This is a genomic window from Thermofilum pendens Hrk 5 (assembly GCF_000015225.1).
In the GTDB taxonomy this organism is placed as follows: domain Archaea; phylum Thermoproteota; class Thermoprotei; order Thermofilales; family Thermofilaceae; genus Thermofilum; species Thermofilum pendens.
In genome coordinates this window covers 173759-188174 of the sequence record NC_008698.1, presented here as the reverse complement: position 1 = coordinate 188174, position 14416 = coordinate 173759, and the positions used below count along the sequence as shown (strand labels likewise).

Genomic DNA, 14416 nt, shown 5'->3' with positions numbered 1-14416 from the left:
AATGAGGTTATACTTTCACTGTTCTCTGTAACCCCTTAAGACACGGATGAACAGGGAGTCGCTATGCCCGTTGACCAGCATCGCTTATCAGCGTGAAGAACAAGTCCTTGGGATCTGAAAGCCTAGGAAAGAGCTCTAAGTCCAGGCCCACCTGCATCCTCTCTGCTAAGCCGTAGAGATACGTCAGTGTTGCTAAGTCTTCCACCGCGATTCCCACGGAGTCGAACACGGTGACTTCCTCCTCACTCGAACGTCCATGTTTCAGCCCTGACACAACCTCCCAAAGCTCCGCGTAAACAGCATCCCTACCGACGCTCTGCGTTTCCCCCTCCACAATCGCTTGCTCGAGGAGCTCTACGACGAGCTTAGACCTCAAAAGTATCGCAGGATCTAACTCCGTTTTTCCCGGAGCATCGCCGCCTACGGCGTTGATATGGGTACCAGGGCGTACCCATTCGTTTAGGACTACGCGGTCTTTACCCTTGGAGGTCGTAGCGGTCACTAATACATCGGAGTTAAGCGCGACCTCACGGGGGCTACCCGCTCTTACAAGCTCGAACCCCAGCCTCGAAATGTTCTTCTCGAACTTCTCCATTGCTTTCGGATCTATATCGTAAAAGAAGACTTTCTCGACGCTATTCGCAACCCTCGAAATAGAGTATACGAGGAACTCGGACTGAGCTCCCGTCCCTATAATTCCGAGGTTCTCCGACCCTCGTCTCGCGAGGTACTTCGTTGCCAGAGCGCTGGTAGCACCAGTGCGCAGAGCTGTTAGAAGGGTGGCGTCCGCGATCATCACGGGGTAACCTGTCTCCACGTCAGCGAGTACCCCCACTGCCACCACTGTTTGTAAGCCTCTCAAAGGGTTACCCGGGTGGCCGTTAACGATCTTGACGGAGTACCACCTTGCATCGCTGGCCGGCATTGCCTCCATAACGCCAGACGCGTAGTGAAAGCTGACGCGTGGAACGACTTTGAGCTCTCGCCACCTTCTAAAGACCTCCTCCAGCCTATTTATAAGCCCGTCTAAGAAAGTGTTCAGCCCAACTTCTCTGATTACATGGGCTACGTCTTCCGCGCGGAGGACTTTGACATGCACGTCTCGTAACGTGGAGTATGGGGTTGAAATTTTGTCGCATGCTACCTTGGTAACAAAGCATGCAGGCTAGAGTGACGTCATGAAAAAGTTACACAACTTTATTGCAAGTTTTCCTGCGGTTTGCCTTAAATACTTGAGATGAAACATAGAAGTCTCGTGAGCGAGGCTTCCGAGCACGCGAGAATGGTAGCGGTTACGCTGGCCCTCGAAGGCGTAGCGGTAGCTGACCCCGCAAAGGCTGTGGAGAACTATGTGAGACTGGAGGGAGACGAGCTGGTACTCAGGGACGGGACGCGCGTGGGCTTAAGGGGTAGAGTCATCGTTGTCGGCGCGGGTAAAGCGACGGGCGGGATGGCTGTAGGCATAGAGAAAGTGCTCGGAGACAGGATATCCGGAGGGGTTATTTCCGTTCCAGAGGATCTTGTCGAATCGGTCTCGAAGCAACTGTCGAGAATACAGGTTGTCGGCGCGACACATCCAAGGGCTTCTAGGAAAAGCGTGGAGGCCGGAGAGAGAATAGTGTCTACAGTCAGGGGGCTGAGAGAGGAGGATACGGTAATAGCCTTATTCTCGGGGGGCGGTAGCGCGCTCGCGGAGTTGCCGGCGGAGGGCGTAGATATCGAGGAGCTCGGAGAGCTGAGCGTCAAGCTGATGAAGGCTGGGGCAGACATAGTAGAGCTTAATACTGTGCGTAAACATCTCTCCAGGTTTAAGGGAGGCTGGCTTGCGAAGCACGCTTACCCAGCCGCCGTGGTGGCTCTTCTCATATCCGATGTAGTAGGAGACAGAATGGACACTATAGCATCTGGACCAACGGTCCCGGATCCCACGACGTACCAGGACGCTGTAGCCGTGATAAGGAAGTACAGGCTAGAGGATAGTTTACCCCAGTCCATTAGGCGCATACTAGAGGACGGGCTCAAAGGCCTGGCCCCGGAGACCCCAAAGCCGGGAGACCCCGCGTTCAGCAGGGTGCACAACAGGATAATCGCCAGCAACACCTTGTCGCTCAACGCCATGGCGGAGAAGGCTAAAGCGATGGGCTACAATACCGTGATACTAACGTCGCTCCTAGAGGGCGAGGCTAGAGAAGTCGCGAAGGTTCTTGCCGCCATTGCGAAGGAGGTTTTAAAGACAGGTAACCCTGTAAGCCCACCAGCGGTAATACTCGCCGGCGGCGAGACCACGGTTACGGTGAAGGGGAAAGGGCTGGGCGGACGCAACCAGGAGTTGGCACTCTCAGCGGCCATAGCGCTTAAAGGCGTTGACAGGGTAGCCTTGGTCTCGATAGGGAGTGACGGCAGGGATGGTCCCACGGATGTCGCCGGCGCCGTTGTAGACGGCTACACCTACCAGAGAGCCCTCGCGAAGGGTGTACGCCCGGAGGAATACTTAGAGAACAACGACAGTTACAACTTCTTCAGGGTAGTAGGAGGCCACGTAAAGACTGGGTACACTGGGACAAACGTCAACGACTTCGTAGTAATAGTAGTGGAAAAGGAAAACCCGTGGGAATAAAAAATGGAATAATTTTTCTGGGTGTGCTCTACTTCTAGTAGAACCTTCTTCCGCGCCCCCTTCTCCTGGGAGCGTAGCTTTCCTCGAACTCCTTCTCCGAAATGTTGTTACCCTCGTTTACCTCCTCTATCTTAGTCTCGGAGGGCTTTATCGAGCCGAACCGCCCGAGCCCTAGCCGGAGCTTACCCTGGTAGAGTGAGACGTAGCCGTTTACAAGGGAAACGGTTTCTCCAACCATGTTTCTAAACTCGTCAATCTCGTTGTCCCAAGCAGTTAGCAAGGCGACACCAGTCTCATCGCCCACCAGAACATCCGCCACCCTATGCTCAGAGCCGTCCCTCCTGGAGGTTATCTGCTTCTCGTCTCCCACGTTCAGAACTTTAAAGGTTACAGAGAATCTACGCGTGCTTGGAGTTATGTCGGCAATCTTCACTTCTTTTGTCTCGATATTCGAGTTATACATCTTCTTTCTCTCGTGGTTTTTCCACGCGCGAAAGCCTATGCCGCCGGATGCTTATAAAGCTATCGGTTAGAGGAAAGCACAGGACCTACTTCTTCCTTACCGAGCGAATAAGCAATGCCCTCGTCATGTAGATCGTCCCGAGAAGGTCCTTCCTAAGGAAGCCTTTCTTCTCGAAGTAGCTGTCGGGAACCCTTCTCTTCAGCGAGACTAGCTTACGCTTCCACATAAGCCTTGGTAGCGAGAACACGACGCTCGTAGACGACAAGAAGTATGCGGCTGTCTCCCTGATCCTGCCGGCAAGCGCTAGGAGTACCGTTACCAGGTATCCAAGGTAGAGGGTCACCAGCAGGCTAACGACCATGTTCTTCGCGTCCATGTTTTTCACGATGTTCTGAAGCCTGTTCCGATACCCGAAGTACAGCTTGTCGAAGCGTAGCCTCGAGCTTATCTTGTCCTCGTGGTATACGCGAGCCCTTGTCTCCAGGAGGGAGATGTAGCCCTGAAGCCTAACGCGCCACGTGTAATCCGTGTCGTCGTCGTATATGAAGTAGGAGCTGTCGAACCCGCCTACCTTAAAGTAGAGCTCGCGTGGGGTTAAAAGCGCAGCCGAACTGGCGACGAACAACTCTATCGGGCGCTGGAATATCTCTTCTCTAAACCCGTACGTAGAAAGCCACGTCGCCGTCAAGTCTAACGCTAGCCCTGCGTGATCCATCCTACCCTCATTGCTCTTCGAGATCACTTTCGCCTGAACGCATCCGATCCTCGGGCTCTCCTCGGCGGTCTCGACCAGCCTCTTCAACCAGTCCTTTTCTACTTCAACGTCGTTGTCGAGGAACACCAGGTACTTACTGTTAGGGTCGCTCGCCATCGCCCCTACGTTGTGGGATCCCGAGGCGCCGATGTTCGAGTCGAAGTGAATGATCTTCAAGTTTTCCTTAGATCCGAACTCGTCCCTCAAAGCTTTCTCGACGTTATCGGTCAGGGAGTCTACAACTATGACCTCGTAGTCGGGGTACTCGGTTTCGAAAACGCTTCTCAGACACTTTTTCAGTGCTTCTGTTCCCTTAAAGTTCACTATGACTATGCTTACCTTTGGGTACACTCAGGTCACCGCGCTCTGCCCATCCTTCTGGCCTCGCTTATAGAGCGGTAAACAACGTCGTCCATGTTCATGTACTCCCACAGGCCGAACCTGCCTATCAGCGATATTCCTAGCCTCCTGAGCCTCTCCTTGGCCTCGCGAACTCTCCTCGAGTAATTGTGATCGTACACTATGTAGGCATATCTCCAGTACCATGCGCGTACAACCTCCACGCTCCCTCTACCTCTCAGCAAGCCGGCCGCCTCTAATCCGTCCAGCGTCGCGTTGACGACTTTTTCCTCGTCGAAGGTCTCTCCTGGTCTAAGCGTAATCTCCGCCACTAAGGTGGCAGAACCCTTTGGCGACATGTACGGGCTGTAGTTGCTTAGGATCGCCAATCTGTGGAAAACGATATCCTCGTTCGGGAAGTATATCCAGTGCACCCTGGGTAGCCTGGCATCCTTAACGCCTACACCTACGACCACCAGGGAGTTGTAGTCTAGGTTCAAGCGTAGCCCTAGCGCCCTGTAAAGCTCCGGCAAGGGGATCGTGGAGACAATCCTATCGCCCCTAACCGCGGAGCCGTCCGACAACACGACCTCCCCCTCGTAGGGATCCACCTTTACGGCCTCCTTTCCGAGCACTAAAGAGGATAGAGGCGATCCCTCCACGCGTGCTTTGAAGGCATCTGCGAGTGATTGAATACCGCCACTTCGAGGGTAGTAGAAGAAGAGCTGGTGCAAGTAGCCCTCCGTCGGTATACCAACGGCGCTTCTAATCACGTCGTCCAGCGGAGGCTGAGGAACCCTGTTGCCAACCCAGTCCAGGGATATTTGCTTCAAATCCCTCTTCCAAAGCTTCCTGTTGTACGGCACCAAGTACTCGCTAGCTATGGTTTCCCCAAACGTTGCGTAAAGCCATTCCTCGAAGTTTTCAACGCTCCGCGAACCCCCGCACCTGTACTCTATGTACCTTTCTAAAATGTCCTTCAAGGCTTTATACCTCTTCTCTGCCGGGAGAGCGTAGAGACCGTTCTCAAATGGGTACTTCACCAGCGTACCGTTGTAGAATATGCGTGCATCCCGCCTGTTCCTAACAATATTCCCGTTCAAAATCCTCGTCAAAAACTTCACTCTCTCGGGATACTTTGAGAAAATCACGTGGGAGCCTCCCGTGTCGAACACGTAGCCATTTACCTCCTCGCTCCTCAGAAGCCCCCCTGCCTCTGCCTCTTTTTCTACCAGTGTGACGGAGTGACCAAGCCTGGTAGCCTCGTAGGCGAACGACAGCCCCGCGAGACCAGCGCCTAGCACTACTATGCTCTCTCTCCGCATATACACGTTAAATGCTCTACCGTGCTTTAAGAATTTTCATAGCAAGCGCGTGACATTTATTACAAAAAACCACCGCTTTGAAAAAGACGACAACTATGAAGCTTGGAAAGAGGGCTTTGGTCATTCTCCTAGAGGTACTGGTAGTACTGCTAGTGTTCGTCTACACGCTCTACGGGTTCGACGTTGTGAGCTTCATAGAGGCTTTGCGGAACGTAGATGCATGGGACATCCTACCTATAGTTGTCTTCGAGCTGGCCTACTACTTCTCCCACGCGGCCGCCTTCTGGCTTCTCTGCAGGAAGCGCTTCTCGATATCTATGTGGGAGGCTCTGGGAGGCTCCATGCTGGCATGGCTGGTCGACATACTTCTTCCAGGAGCATTCGTGGAGGGGGATATCGCGCGGGCTATCTTCTTGAAGACGAAGTCGGACTGGCCCTCCGCCGTCAGCTACACTATCTTCTTCCGCTTCCTCATCAACGTTACAATGGTCGTATTCATAGTGTTCACGTCCCTCCTGGCCATCAACCTGCTAAAGTTCTACGAGGAGTACCTCGTACTCTACCTCGGCATAGTCGTCGCGACGCTTTTAGCATCGCTTCTACTAGTGCTTGTTTTAACGAAGCCCTTGCTCGTAAAAAACGTCGCAGTCTTCCTGGCTCGGAAAGCTAAGGTGAAACGCTTGGAGAAGTTCGAAAAGGACTTAGAGAACTTTCTAAGCCTCGTAGCGGAGGCTTCTAGGGACTTCAACTTCAGGAACATTCACCTCTGGGGGGCCGTGGCGTTCCTATTCTTGCAGTGGGTCAGCGGGATACTTACTCCATTCTTCTCGTTGAGGGCCGTGGGCGCCAACGTTAACTTAGCATTGATAGGACCGGGTTACACTATCCTAACGCTGTACTCACTAGCGTCCATAGGCATACCGTTCATGGTTGGAAGCATAGACGCTGCACTGCTGTCGCTGTACCTGCTTCTCGGAGTACCGAGGGAAAAGGCGCTCGCCGCTACGATAATAGGGAGAAGCGTAACTATACTCACGTCGCTCCTCGTGATCTACCCGATAGGTATGTTCTTCGCCAAGAAGGTCTTTAGCTCTAGAAACATATCCGTACTGAAGGAAAGCATCAAGAGGGCAGCTGCAGAGTATGGCTTCGCGTACACGTTTTCCGAGTCTTCTAGTACCGGCTAGAATAATTACTCACTTCTTCCCATAGAGCTCTCGAAGCTCTCTCCTAACTCTCTCCTTGACTCTCTCATCGAGGAAGGCGTTAACATCTTTCAGCTCGCTTAGGGTGGCTACGGCGATAACGTGGGAGCAGACACCCTTCTCCTCGAATCCCTTACACGTGCAGATGAACCTTCCATTCTCGTACCTCACGAGGTGCTTGCTGTTTTTCCCTATTACGTAGTACAGGTAGGGGCTGATCTTAACAACCCTACCTTCGCTCAGAAGCCAGGCTGCTTTGTTCACCATCTTCTCGAAGGCCTTCTGAGGAGTCGCGCTGCCCCCCTCCATGATTTTATCGGTCGTCATTACACTGCGTTTGAAGAGCGCGAGTATTAATACTTTAAGCACACGAGAGTGGGGGGCGCATATCGCGAAAAATTAATACTACTCGCACTATGAGTGGTCCGGGTGCGTTGGAATGGCTAGAGTAGCCGTGGTCTCGGACTCTCACGACTCTTTAGAGGCTATAAGGCTCTTTGTGAACAGCCTGAAGAACGAGAACGTGGAGGCTGTCATCCACGCGGGGGATATTATCTCGCCGTTCGCGTTGAGGATGTTTTCCGGCTACAGACTTTACGCGGTTTTCGGCAATAACGACGGGGAAAAACTACTCTTGAAGAAAACGGCTGACGAGATAGGCGCCGTGCTGAGTGAGCAACCAATGCTTGTCCGGGTGGGCTCTTTCGACATAGCTGTGTTGCACGGGGTGGACGGGCTCGACGTCTCTCGGCGGCTTGCAAGGGCGCTTGCAAAGAGCGGCGAGTTCAGGCTAGTCGTGTACGGGCACACACATAGGGTAGACGTAGAGCGGATAGGCGACGCGCTCGTAGTGAATCCCGGGACTCTCTCCGGGTACCTGGCAGAGAAACGTACGTTCGCAATCGTAGATCTCGAAAAGCTCGAGGCAGAGATAGTAGAGCTTTGAGGAGCGCACATGAGCCGGGAGATACTCGACGTCGTAAGGCAAGCCTCAAAAGTAGCGGCGGAGGCGGCCATCAAGGCGTTAGAAGAAGGCGTAGGAGCCAGAGAGGAAGGTAGAGGAAGTGGCGGAGACATCTCGCTCCGGGGAGACATACTTGCAGAGCGTAGCGCCATTGAGTACCTGGAGAAGCGCATCGGAGATTTCAGCGTCGTATCAGAGGAGATAGGGGAGAAAACTTACGGCAAAGGAGGAGGGTACAGGTTCATCATAGACCCCATAGACGGTAGCAGGAATTACAAACGCGGGACTCCCTTCTTCGCAGTCTCCGTAGCGGCAGCGGAAGGGGAAACCTTAGAGGACGTGATAGCTGGGGCTGTCTACGCGCCCCTTCTTGGAATGGAGTTCTACGCCTTAGCAGGGGGAGGGGCTTTCCTCAACGGGAGGAGGCTCAGGGTACCCCCAGGAGGAGATACCGGTGCAGTTGAGGGGAAAGTCGTAGCCATAAGCTCGACCCCTAAGGCTTTCTTTCTACCGTATGTATTCGCGCTAAACCTGTCCCTGAGAGGTGCCGTCGTTAGGATGCTAGGATCTGCAAGCCTCGAGGTATCCATGGTTGCCTCAGGAGGCGTGGACGCTTACATCGATGCGTGGGGGACAATGCGAGTGGTTGACGTAGCCGCCGCGACGCTGGTAGCCAGGGAGGCCGGCGCCTACGTTGTTCTTGGCGGTAGGCTCGGCACGCCTCCCAGGATCTCGCTGGACGAGCGGCTCTACATACTCGTAGCTTCGAGCAAAATACTCGCCGAGCATGTAGCCGCAATCTACGAGGAGAGCCTCGGGCACCCTATCGAGGAGCTGTTCAGAGCTTTTGGGGTTGAAGGATGACCGTAGTGGACGTCCACATTCATCTAGCAGAGTTCACTAGGGAGAAAATAGAGGAGTTTGTTTCCCGCGGCTACATACTCGTAGGCGTAGCCGAGGACTACGAAACCTCGCTGAAAGTGCTTGAACTGAGGGATTCCTACCCTGAAAACGTTAAAGCATGCGTCGGAATCCACCCGTGGAGCCTGCGCAACCTCGAAGACTACACCCGCGAGCTAGAGCTAGTGTCCCAGCTGTTACCGGATGCCGACTGCGTAGGCGAGGTTGGTCTCGACAAGAAGTTTGTACCAGAAACGTTCCACCAGCAGCTGGCAGTGTTTAGAGAGCTCGCCGGAAGAGCCGTCGAGAGGGGGGTGCCTCTAAACGTGCATTCTGCTGGAGCCTGGAGAGAAGTTCTCGAGGTTCTCGGGGAGCTCGGTGCCAAGAAGGTAGTACTCCACTGGTGGACTGGACCTCTCAACCTGCTACTGGAGCTTTCGCGGAGGGGGTACTTCGTAAGTGTGAACGCCGCCCTGAAAGTACAAGAGAAATCCAGGGTGATAGCCAGAGAGGCCCCTCTTGATGCGCTCTTAACGGAAAGCGACGGTCCATACGAGTACAGGGGGCTGTCGCTCAGCCCAAGCCTCATACCGGAGGCGCTCCAAATCATCGCGCAGATTAAAGGCTTAGCCGTTGACGAGCTAGAGAGAGCAATCTACCGAAACTTTACGCGCGTCTTCACGGCCTAAGTGTTCGCGCGCGTTAAACCTAAAAGGTCCGGCAAGCAAGCATATACGGTGATGAGTACTCCCGGCTGGGATTCGGTGAAGAGAACTTACCCTGCTGACAACCCATTGAGTGGTAAAAGCTTGCTCGGCGCACGTGTATGGTCAGCCGGTTTGGTACACATCACGTATCAGCTTCGCGTGCGGTCATCACGGGTACCTCGTGCACGCTCAAGGCGATAAGTCTTACGCAGGTTGCCTCATGAGAAAGTTTCGCCACGTTTATATCTGGTTAACTGGCTTACTGCTTGGGTAGTTCATGAGGGTGTTGAGCCTCGACCAGTACAGGCTGATCCTGGCGGAGGAGTTGAAGCTTAGAGACGGGGTGCTAGTTCAGGGGTTACCGGGGATAGGGCTCGTCGGGAAAATAGCTGTAGACTACATAGTCTCCACGCTAAACCTTAGGAAAGTAGCGGAGCTTATAGGCCCGGGGATCATCCTCCCTGTTGGCAACGTGGGGGTCTACGTGACGAATGAAGGGGCCTTGCAGATCCCGTCCTACAAGTTCTACCTGCTCAACGGGGGGTCGAGGGACATCCTGTTCGTTACGAGTGAAGCTCAGCCAGCGCTTTGGGCCCAGTACGAAGTCGCCGAGAAAGTTTTAGACTTCTTCGTATCCATAGGGGGGAGGGAGGTTATAGGGGCATGCGGCACGACAGCCGAGGAAAGTGAACACGTAGGGGTGTACTACGCTTACGCCTCGGAGGACTGCGCCAAGAAGCTGGAAGCGCTCGGAGCAAAGCGTAGCACGGGGGGTACGATAACGGGGGCCTGCGGGCTTCTACCGGCGCTAGCTGCGCTTAGGGGTTTGAAGGCCTACGTTCTCATGGGTAGCACTCAAACCCCCGAGCCTAACTTCGTGGCCGCCCGGGAGCTGATAAGAGTTCTCTCGAAACTACTCGAGTTTGAGGTGAGCCTCGAGGATCTCGAGAAAACGATCGAGCAGATACGCAGACGGGAGGAAGAGATGGAGAAGGTCCTGGAAACGGCCCGCCAGAAGGAGGGAGAATCTCTTCCAAGCTGGTACGTGTAGAATGTGTATATTGAGCGATGAAAGGTGGGGTCATGCCTTCCTGCATGCCCCTTCTTGTCGGCATACAAAGGTATTTAACTGGAAGCCTGGTACATTGGAGACGCTATGCCTTCCTGGCATGCGATGAAGGTAGAGGATGTGTTAAGAGAGCTTGGAACGTCGCTACAAGGCCTTCCAGTAGAGGAAGCCAGGAGGAGGCTCCAAGTATATGGTCCCAACGTTATCGAGGAGGAGAAGAAGGTTCACCCGCTAGAGATATTCCTAAGACAGTTTAAAAGCCCGCTAATCCTTCTCCTGATTTTTGCCTCGATACTGTCCTATGCTGTGGGAGAAGCCTTCGACTCTATAGTCATTCTCGCGCTCGTACTCGCCAGCGCCGCTCTCGGCTTCTACCAGGAGTACAGGGCGGAGAAAGCATTGGAAGCGATTAAGAAGATGGTAGCCCCGCAGGCGACGGTGCTCAGAGGCGGCGAGAAGGTCGTCGTAAACGCATCGGAAGTGGTTCCGGGAGACGTACTCCTCCTGAGCGCCGGCGACAGGGTAGTCGCGGACGCAAGGATAGTCGAATCGGTGAACCTCAGGGTAAACGAAGCCCCCTTGACCGGTGAATCCACGCCCGTAGAGAAAATGGTGGACCCAATACCGGAGGACACGCCCCTCCCGGACAGAGCCAACATGGTCTACGCGGGGACAGTCGTCGTGTACGGCAGGGGGAAAGCTGTTGTCGTCGCCACCGGTAAGAACACCGAGCTGGGAAAGATTAGCGCTACGCTGGAGGCGGTAGAAGAGCGGGAGACACCGCTCGAACGGGAGCTTTCCAGGCTGAGCAGGTGGATACTCGTATTCATGCTAGTCGTAGCCGTGGTCGTATCGCTGGTAGGCTTCTTCGTCAAGAAGTACTCTCCCATAGACCTGCTCCTCTGGATAGTGAGCCTCGCGGTGGCGGCAGTCCCGGAAGCCCTGCCCGTCGTTGTAACGAGCTCCCTGGCGCTAGGCGTCTACCGCATGGCGAAGAAGAATGCCATAGTAAGGAGGCTACCCGCCGTGGAGACTCTCGGCTCCACTACGTACATCTGCTCGGACAAGACGGGGACGATAACGAAGGGAGAAATGACCGCCGTAAAGGTCTGGATGAAGGATGCCACAATCGAGGTTACAGGTACCGGGTACGAGCCCACGGGCAAGTTACTCGTCGGCTCTAAGGAAGTAGATCCAAACGGGTACGAGGGCCTGCGGCTACTCCTCTTAGCCGCCTTCAACAATAACGACTCGGAGGTACGCTACCAGGACGGTAGATGGGTTACAAGCGGTGACGGCACCGAGATAGCCTTGAAGGTTCTCGCGCTGAAGGCTGGAGTCAACGCCGAGCTACCCAGACTGGGAGAGGTCCCGTTCTCCTCTGAGAGGAAGAGGATGAGCACGCTACACGAGCTTGGAGGGAGGAGAGTAGTATTCACCAAGGGAGCACCCGAGGTAGTGGTACCCCTCTGCAGGTACATCTCGTCGATGGATGGGCGTGTCGAGGAGCTCTCCGAGGAGGCGAAGAGGCTCGTACTCGCCGTGAACGACGAGCTGGCAGGGCAGGGGTTGCGGAACATAGCGATCGCCTACAGGTACCTCGACGACGGGCGTAGCACAATAACGGAGAGCGACGAGAAAGACCTCGTACTACTGGGAATAGTCTCCATGATCGATCCTCCGAGGCCTGAAGTCAAGGACGCTCTGGAGACGTGTAAAAAGGCGGGAATCCGGGTAGCAATGATAACCGGAGACCACAAGCTCACAGCGGTGGCTGTAGCCAGAGAGCTGGGCATGCTAGGCGAGGACGACATAGTCGTAACGGGCAAGGAGCTTGACTCCATGAGCGACGCGGAGCTCTACGAGAAGGTTGAGAAGATCAGGGTTTATGCTAGAGTATCGCCGGAGCACAAGTTAAGGATCGTCGAAGCTCTCAAGAAGAGGGGCCATGTCGTCGCCATGACGGGCGACGGGGTTAACGATGCGCCAGCCCTCAAGGCGGCAGACGTCGGGGTGGCAATGGGTCGTACGGGCACGGAGGTCGCCAAGGAGGCTTCGGACCTTGTGCTCGCGGACGACAACTTCGCGACGATAGTCGAGGCTGTGAAGCTCGGTAGAGAGATATTCGAGAACATAAAGAAGTTCCTCGTGTACCTCCTATCTGCGAACGTCACAGAGCTCATGCTACCACTAGTCTCCTCGGTTCTAGGCCTACCGCTACCCTTCACGGCAACGCAGATCCTCTGGGTCAACCTCGTAACAGACGGGCCGCCGGCGATCGCGCTAAGCCTCGAGAAAGGCGAGAAAGACTTGATATACAGGAACCCCAGGAAACCAGGAGAGCCTATTTTCAGTAAGAAGGAGATTCTCCTGTTCCTCGTCGCCGTCCCGCTTGTCTTCACAGTGCTCCTCACCTACGCTTTCAGCTCTTTGCTTAGCCTCGGAGAACCCGAGGCAGAAGCCAGAACGGCTATCTTCACCTCCCTCGTTGTCGCCGAGCTGGCAATGGCGTACGCGTGGCGCTCCCTCAGAAAACCCTCCCTTACGCTAAGCCCCCTCGACAACAAGCCGCTAGTAGTCTCAATAATCCTCTCGGTTACTCTGCAACTAGCGTTCTTCGCTTCGCCCTACGTTATGCACGTCCTCGAAATTCATCCCGTGACGATTAACGATATCATCTACGCTGCCTTAGTGACCGCGGCGATGTTCGTGTCGGTAGAGGCGTTCAAGTACCTGCTCTCCAAGTGGAAGTAGCGCGCAATGAGAGTACGAAAAGCAAGTCTTTATTTTAGCAATATTAAAGGAGGTTTTTGACAATACTCCAGGTTATAAATCCCCTATTTAGACATAATACAACGTAATAACGGAAGTTTTTAAAAACATTGTTAAGCGCCGCTACGAACAGGTTTATATATAGTCATTAATAACAAACCATGAATAATGCATGAGAATAACAGTTAGCTTAATAAAGGCTGACGTTGGAGGGCTGGCGGGACACGTAGTAGTTCACCCCAAGCTCGAAGAGCTTGCGAGGAAAAGACTGGAGGAGGCCCGCGAAACAGGTCTCCTCATAGACTTCTACGTGTACCATGTAGGCGACGACCTCCAGTTGCTCATGACGCACACGAAGGGCGAGAATAACGCCGAGATACACAAGCTAGCCTGGGACATATTCGTCGAGGTAACCGAGAAGGTTAGCAAGCCGCTCAAACTGTACGGGGCCGGGCAGGACCTTCTCAAGGACACGTTCTCCGGAAACATCAAGGGGATGGGGCCCGGTTGCGCGGAGATGGAGTTCGAGGAGAGGAGGAGTGAGCCTATACTAGTGTTCTCCGCCGATAAGACAGAGCCGGGGGCGTGGAACTACAAGCTCTATAGAATCTTCGCTGACCCGTTTAACACTGCTGGGCTGATAATAGACCCAGCTATGCACAGCGGCTTTATATTCGAGGTTGTAGACGTCTACGAGCACAAATCAGTCAAGCTGTCAACGCCCGAAGAGAGCTACGACCTCCTAGCTTTGATAGGCACTCCCGGGCGATACGTGGTGAAGCGTGTCTACAGGAAGTCCGACGGGGAGATAGCCGCGGTATCTTCGGCGACCCGTCTGAGCCTCATAGCCGGAAGGTACGTTGGGAAGGACGACCCCGTACTCATAATTAGGGCTCAGCACGGCTTCCCGGCTACAGGCGAGGTTCTAGAGGCGTTCGCTTTCCCGCACCTGGTCGCCGGGTGGATGCGCGGTAGCCACACTGGTCCGCTGATGCCCGTACCGCTCAGGTACGCACAGTGCACACGCTTCGACGGGCCGCCGCGAGTCGTCGGGCTCGGCTTCCAGCTTCATGACGGTCGACTCGAGGGACCCGTTGACCTGTTCGACGACCCCGCGTTCGAAATGACGAGGAGAATGGCGGAGGAAGTAGCGGACTACATGAGACGCCACGGCCCATTCATGCCGCACAGGCTTGGCCCCGAAGAAATGGAGTACACGACCCTTCCATCCGTGCTGGAGAAGCTTAAGGCTAGGTTTGTACCCGCGGAGGCAGAGTAGTTCCTCTCCTAAAAATTGTCTT

At 54.5% G+C, this 14416-nt stretch carries 13 protein-coding genes; 8 read left to right on the top strand and 5 right to left on the bottom strand.

The genetic code is table 11. The annotated features are described in order from the left end of the window. Positions 1–61 precede the first annotated feature (61 nt). On the bottom strand, positions 62–1099 hold the full coding sequence (locus TPEN_RS01035) for an ornithine cyclodeaminase (RefSeq protein ID WP_011751883.1): 1038 nt from the start codon (positions 1097–1099) through the stop codon (positions 62–64). A gap of 156 nt (positions 1100–1255) precedes the next feature. On the opposite strand from TPEN_RS01035, the gene TPEN_RS01030 reads away from it, so the two are divergent. Then, a complete protein-coding gene (locus TPEN_RS01030) occupies positions 1256–2617 on the top strand; it encodes a glycerate kinase type-2 family protein (protein WP_052884990.1) in 1362 nt (453 codons plus the stop codon). A gap of 34 nt (positions 2618–2651) precedes the next feature. On the opposite strand, the gene TPEN_RS01025 is transcribed toward TPEN_RS01030, so the two are convergent. The 3 genes from TPEN_RS01025 to TPEN_RS01015 all read right to left on the bottom strand — a co-directional run bounded on the left by TPEN_RS01025 (position 2652) and on the right by TPEN_RS01015 (position 5498). Continuing rightward, positions 2652–3050: a single stranded DNA-binding domain-containing protein gene (locus tag TPEN_RS01025; protein ID WP_245534172.1), complete on the bottom strand. Its 399-nt coding sequence runs from the start codon at positions 3048–3050 to the stop codon at positions 2652–2654. A 115-nt stretch (positions 3051–3165) separates the two neighbouring features. Continuing rightward, positions 3166–4185, bottom strand: a complete 1020-nt coding sequence (locus TPEN_RS01020) for a glycosyltransferase family 2 protein (protein ID WP_011751880.1) — start codon at positions 4183–4185, stop codon at positions 3166–3168. Between the two features lie 5 nt (positions 4186–4190). Beyond that, on the bottom strand, positions 4191–5498 hold the full coding sequence (locus TPEN_RS01015) for a protoporphyrinogen/coproporphyrinogen oxidase (RefSeq protein ID WP_011751879.1): 1308 nt from the start codon (positions 5496–5498) through the stop codon (positions 4191–4193). Between the two features lie 95 nt (positions 5499–5593). Between TPEN_RS01015 and TPEN_RS01010 the strand changes: the two genes are divergently transcribed. Further along, positions 5594–6685 (top strand): lysylphosphatidylglycerol synthase transmembrane domain-containing protein, encoded by a 1092-nt coding sequence (locus TPEN_RS01010; protein WP_011751878.1) that lies wholly within the window; start codon positions 5594–5596, stop codon positions 6683–6685. Between the two features lie 9 nt (positions 6686–6694). Here the strand turns inward: TPEN_RS01010 and TPEN_RS01005 are convergent, their stop codons facing one another. Next, positions 6695–7030 (bottom strand): SWIM zinc finger family protein, encoded by a 336-nt coding sequence (locus TPEN_RS01005; RefSeq protein WP_148677864.1) that lies wholly within the window; start codon positions 7028–7030, stop codon positions 6695–6697. 112 nt (positions 7031–7142) lie between these two features. Here TPEN_RS01005 and TPEN_RS01000 point away from each other — a divergent pair, with 112 nt between their 5' ends. The 6 genes from TPEN_RS01000 to fbp all read left to right on the top strand — a co-directional run bounded on the left by TPEN_RS01000 (position 7143) and on the right by fbp (position 14394). Continuing rightward, a complete protein-coding gene (locus TPEN_RS01000; RefSeq protein WP_011751876.1) occupies positions 7143–7649 on the top strand; it encodes a metallophosphoesterase in 507 nt (168 codons plus the stop codon). Positions 7650–7658: 9 nt separating this feature from the next. After that, complete coding sequence (locus TPEN_RS00995) at positions 7659–8531, top strand: inositol monophosphatase family protein (protein WP_011751875.1); 873 nt, start codon at positions 7659–7661, stop codon at positions 8529–8531. Then, positions 8528–9256 (top strand): TatD family hydrolase, encoded by a 729-nt coding sequence (locus TPEN_RS00990; RefSeq protein ID WP_011751874.1) that lies wholly within the window; start codon positions 8528–8530, stop codon positions 9254–9256. Before TPEN_RS00995 ends, TPEN_RS00990 begins: the two co-directional genes overlap by 4 nt. Before the next feature lie 295 nt (positions 9257–9551). Next, positions 9552–10325 carry a PAC2 family protein gene (locus TPEN_RS00985; RefSeq protein ID WP_011751873.1) on the top strand — a complete coding sequence of 258 codons (774 nt, stop codon included), beginning with the start codon at positions 9552–9554 and terminating at the stop codon, positions 10323–10325. 105 nt (positions 10326–10430) lie between these two features. Continuing rightward, positions 10431–13097 carry a cation-translocating P-type ATPase gene (locus tag TPEN_RS00980; protein ID WP_011751872.1) on the top strand — a complete coding sequence of 889 codons (2667 nt, stop codon included), beginning with the start codon at positions 10431–10433 and terminating at the stop codon, positions 13095–13097. A gap of 190 nt (positions 13098–13287) precedes the next feature. Continuing rightward, positions 13288–14394 carry a fructose-1,6-bisphosphate aldolase/phosphatase gene (gene fbp, locus TPEN_RS00975; RefSeq protein ID WP_011751871.1) on the top strand — a complete coding sequence of 369 codons (1107 nt, stop codon included), beginning with the start codon at positions 13288–13290 and terminating at the stop codon, positions 14392–14394. Positions 14395–14416 lie beyond the last annotated feature (22 nt).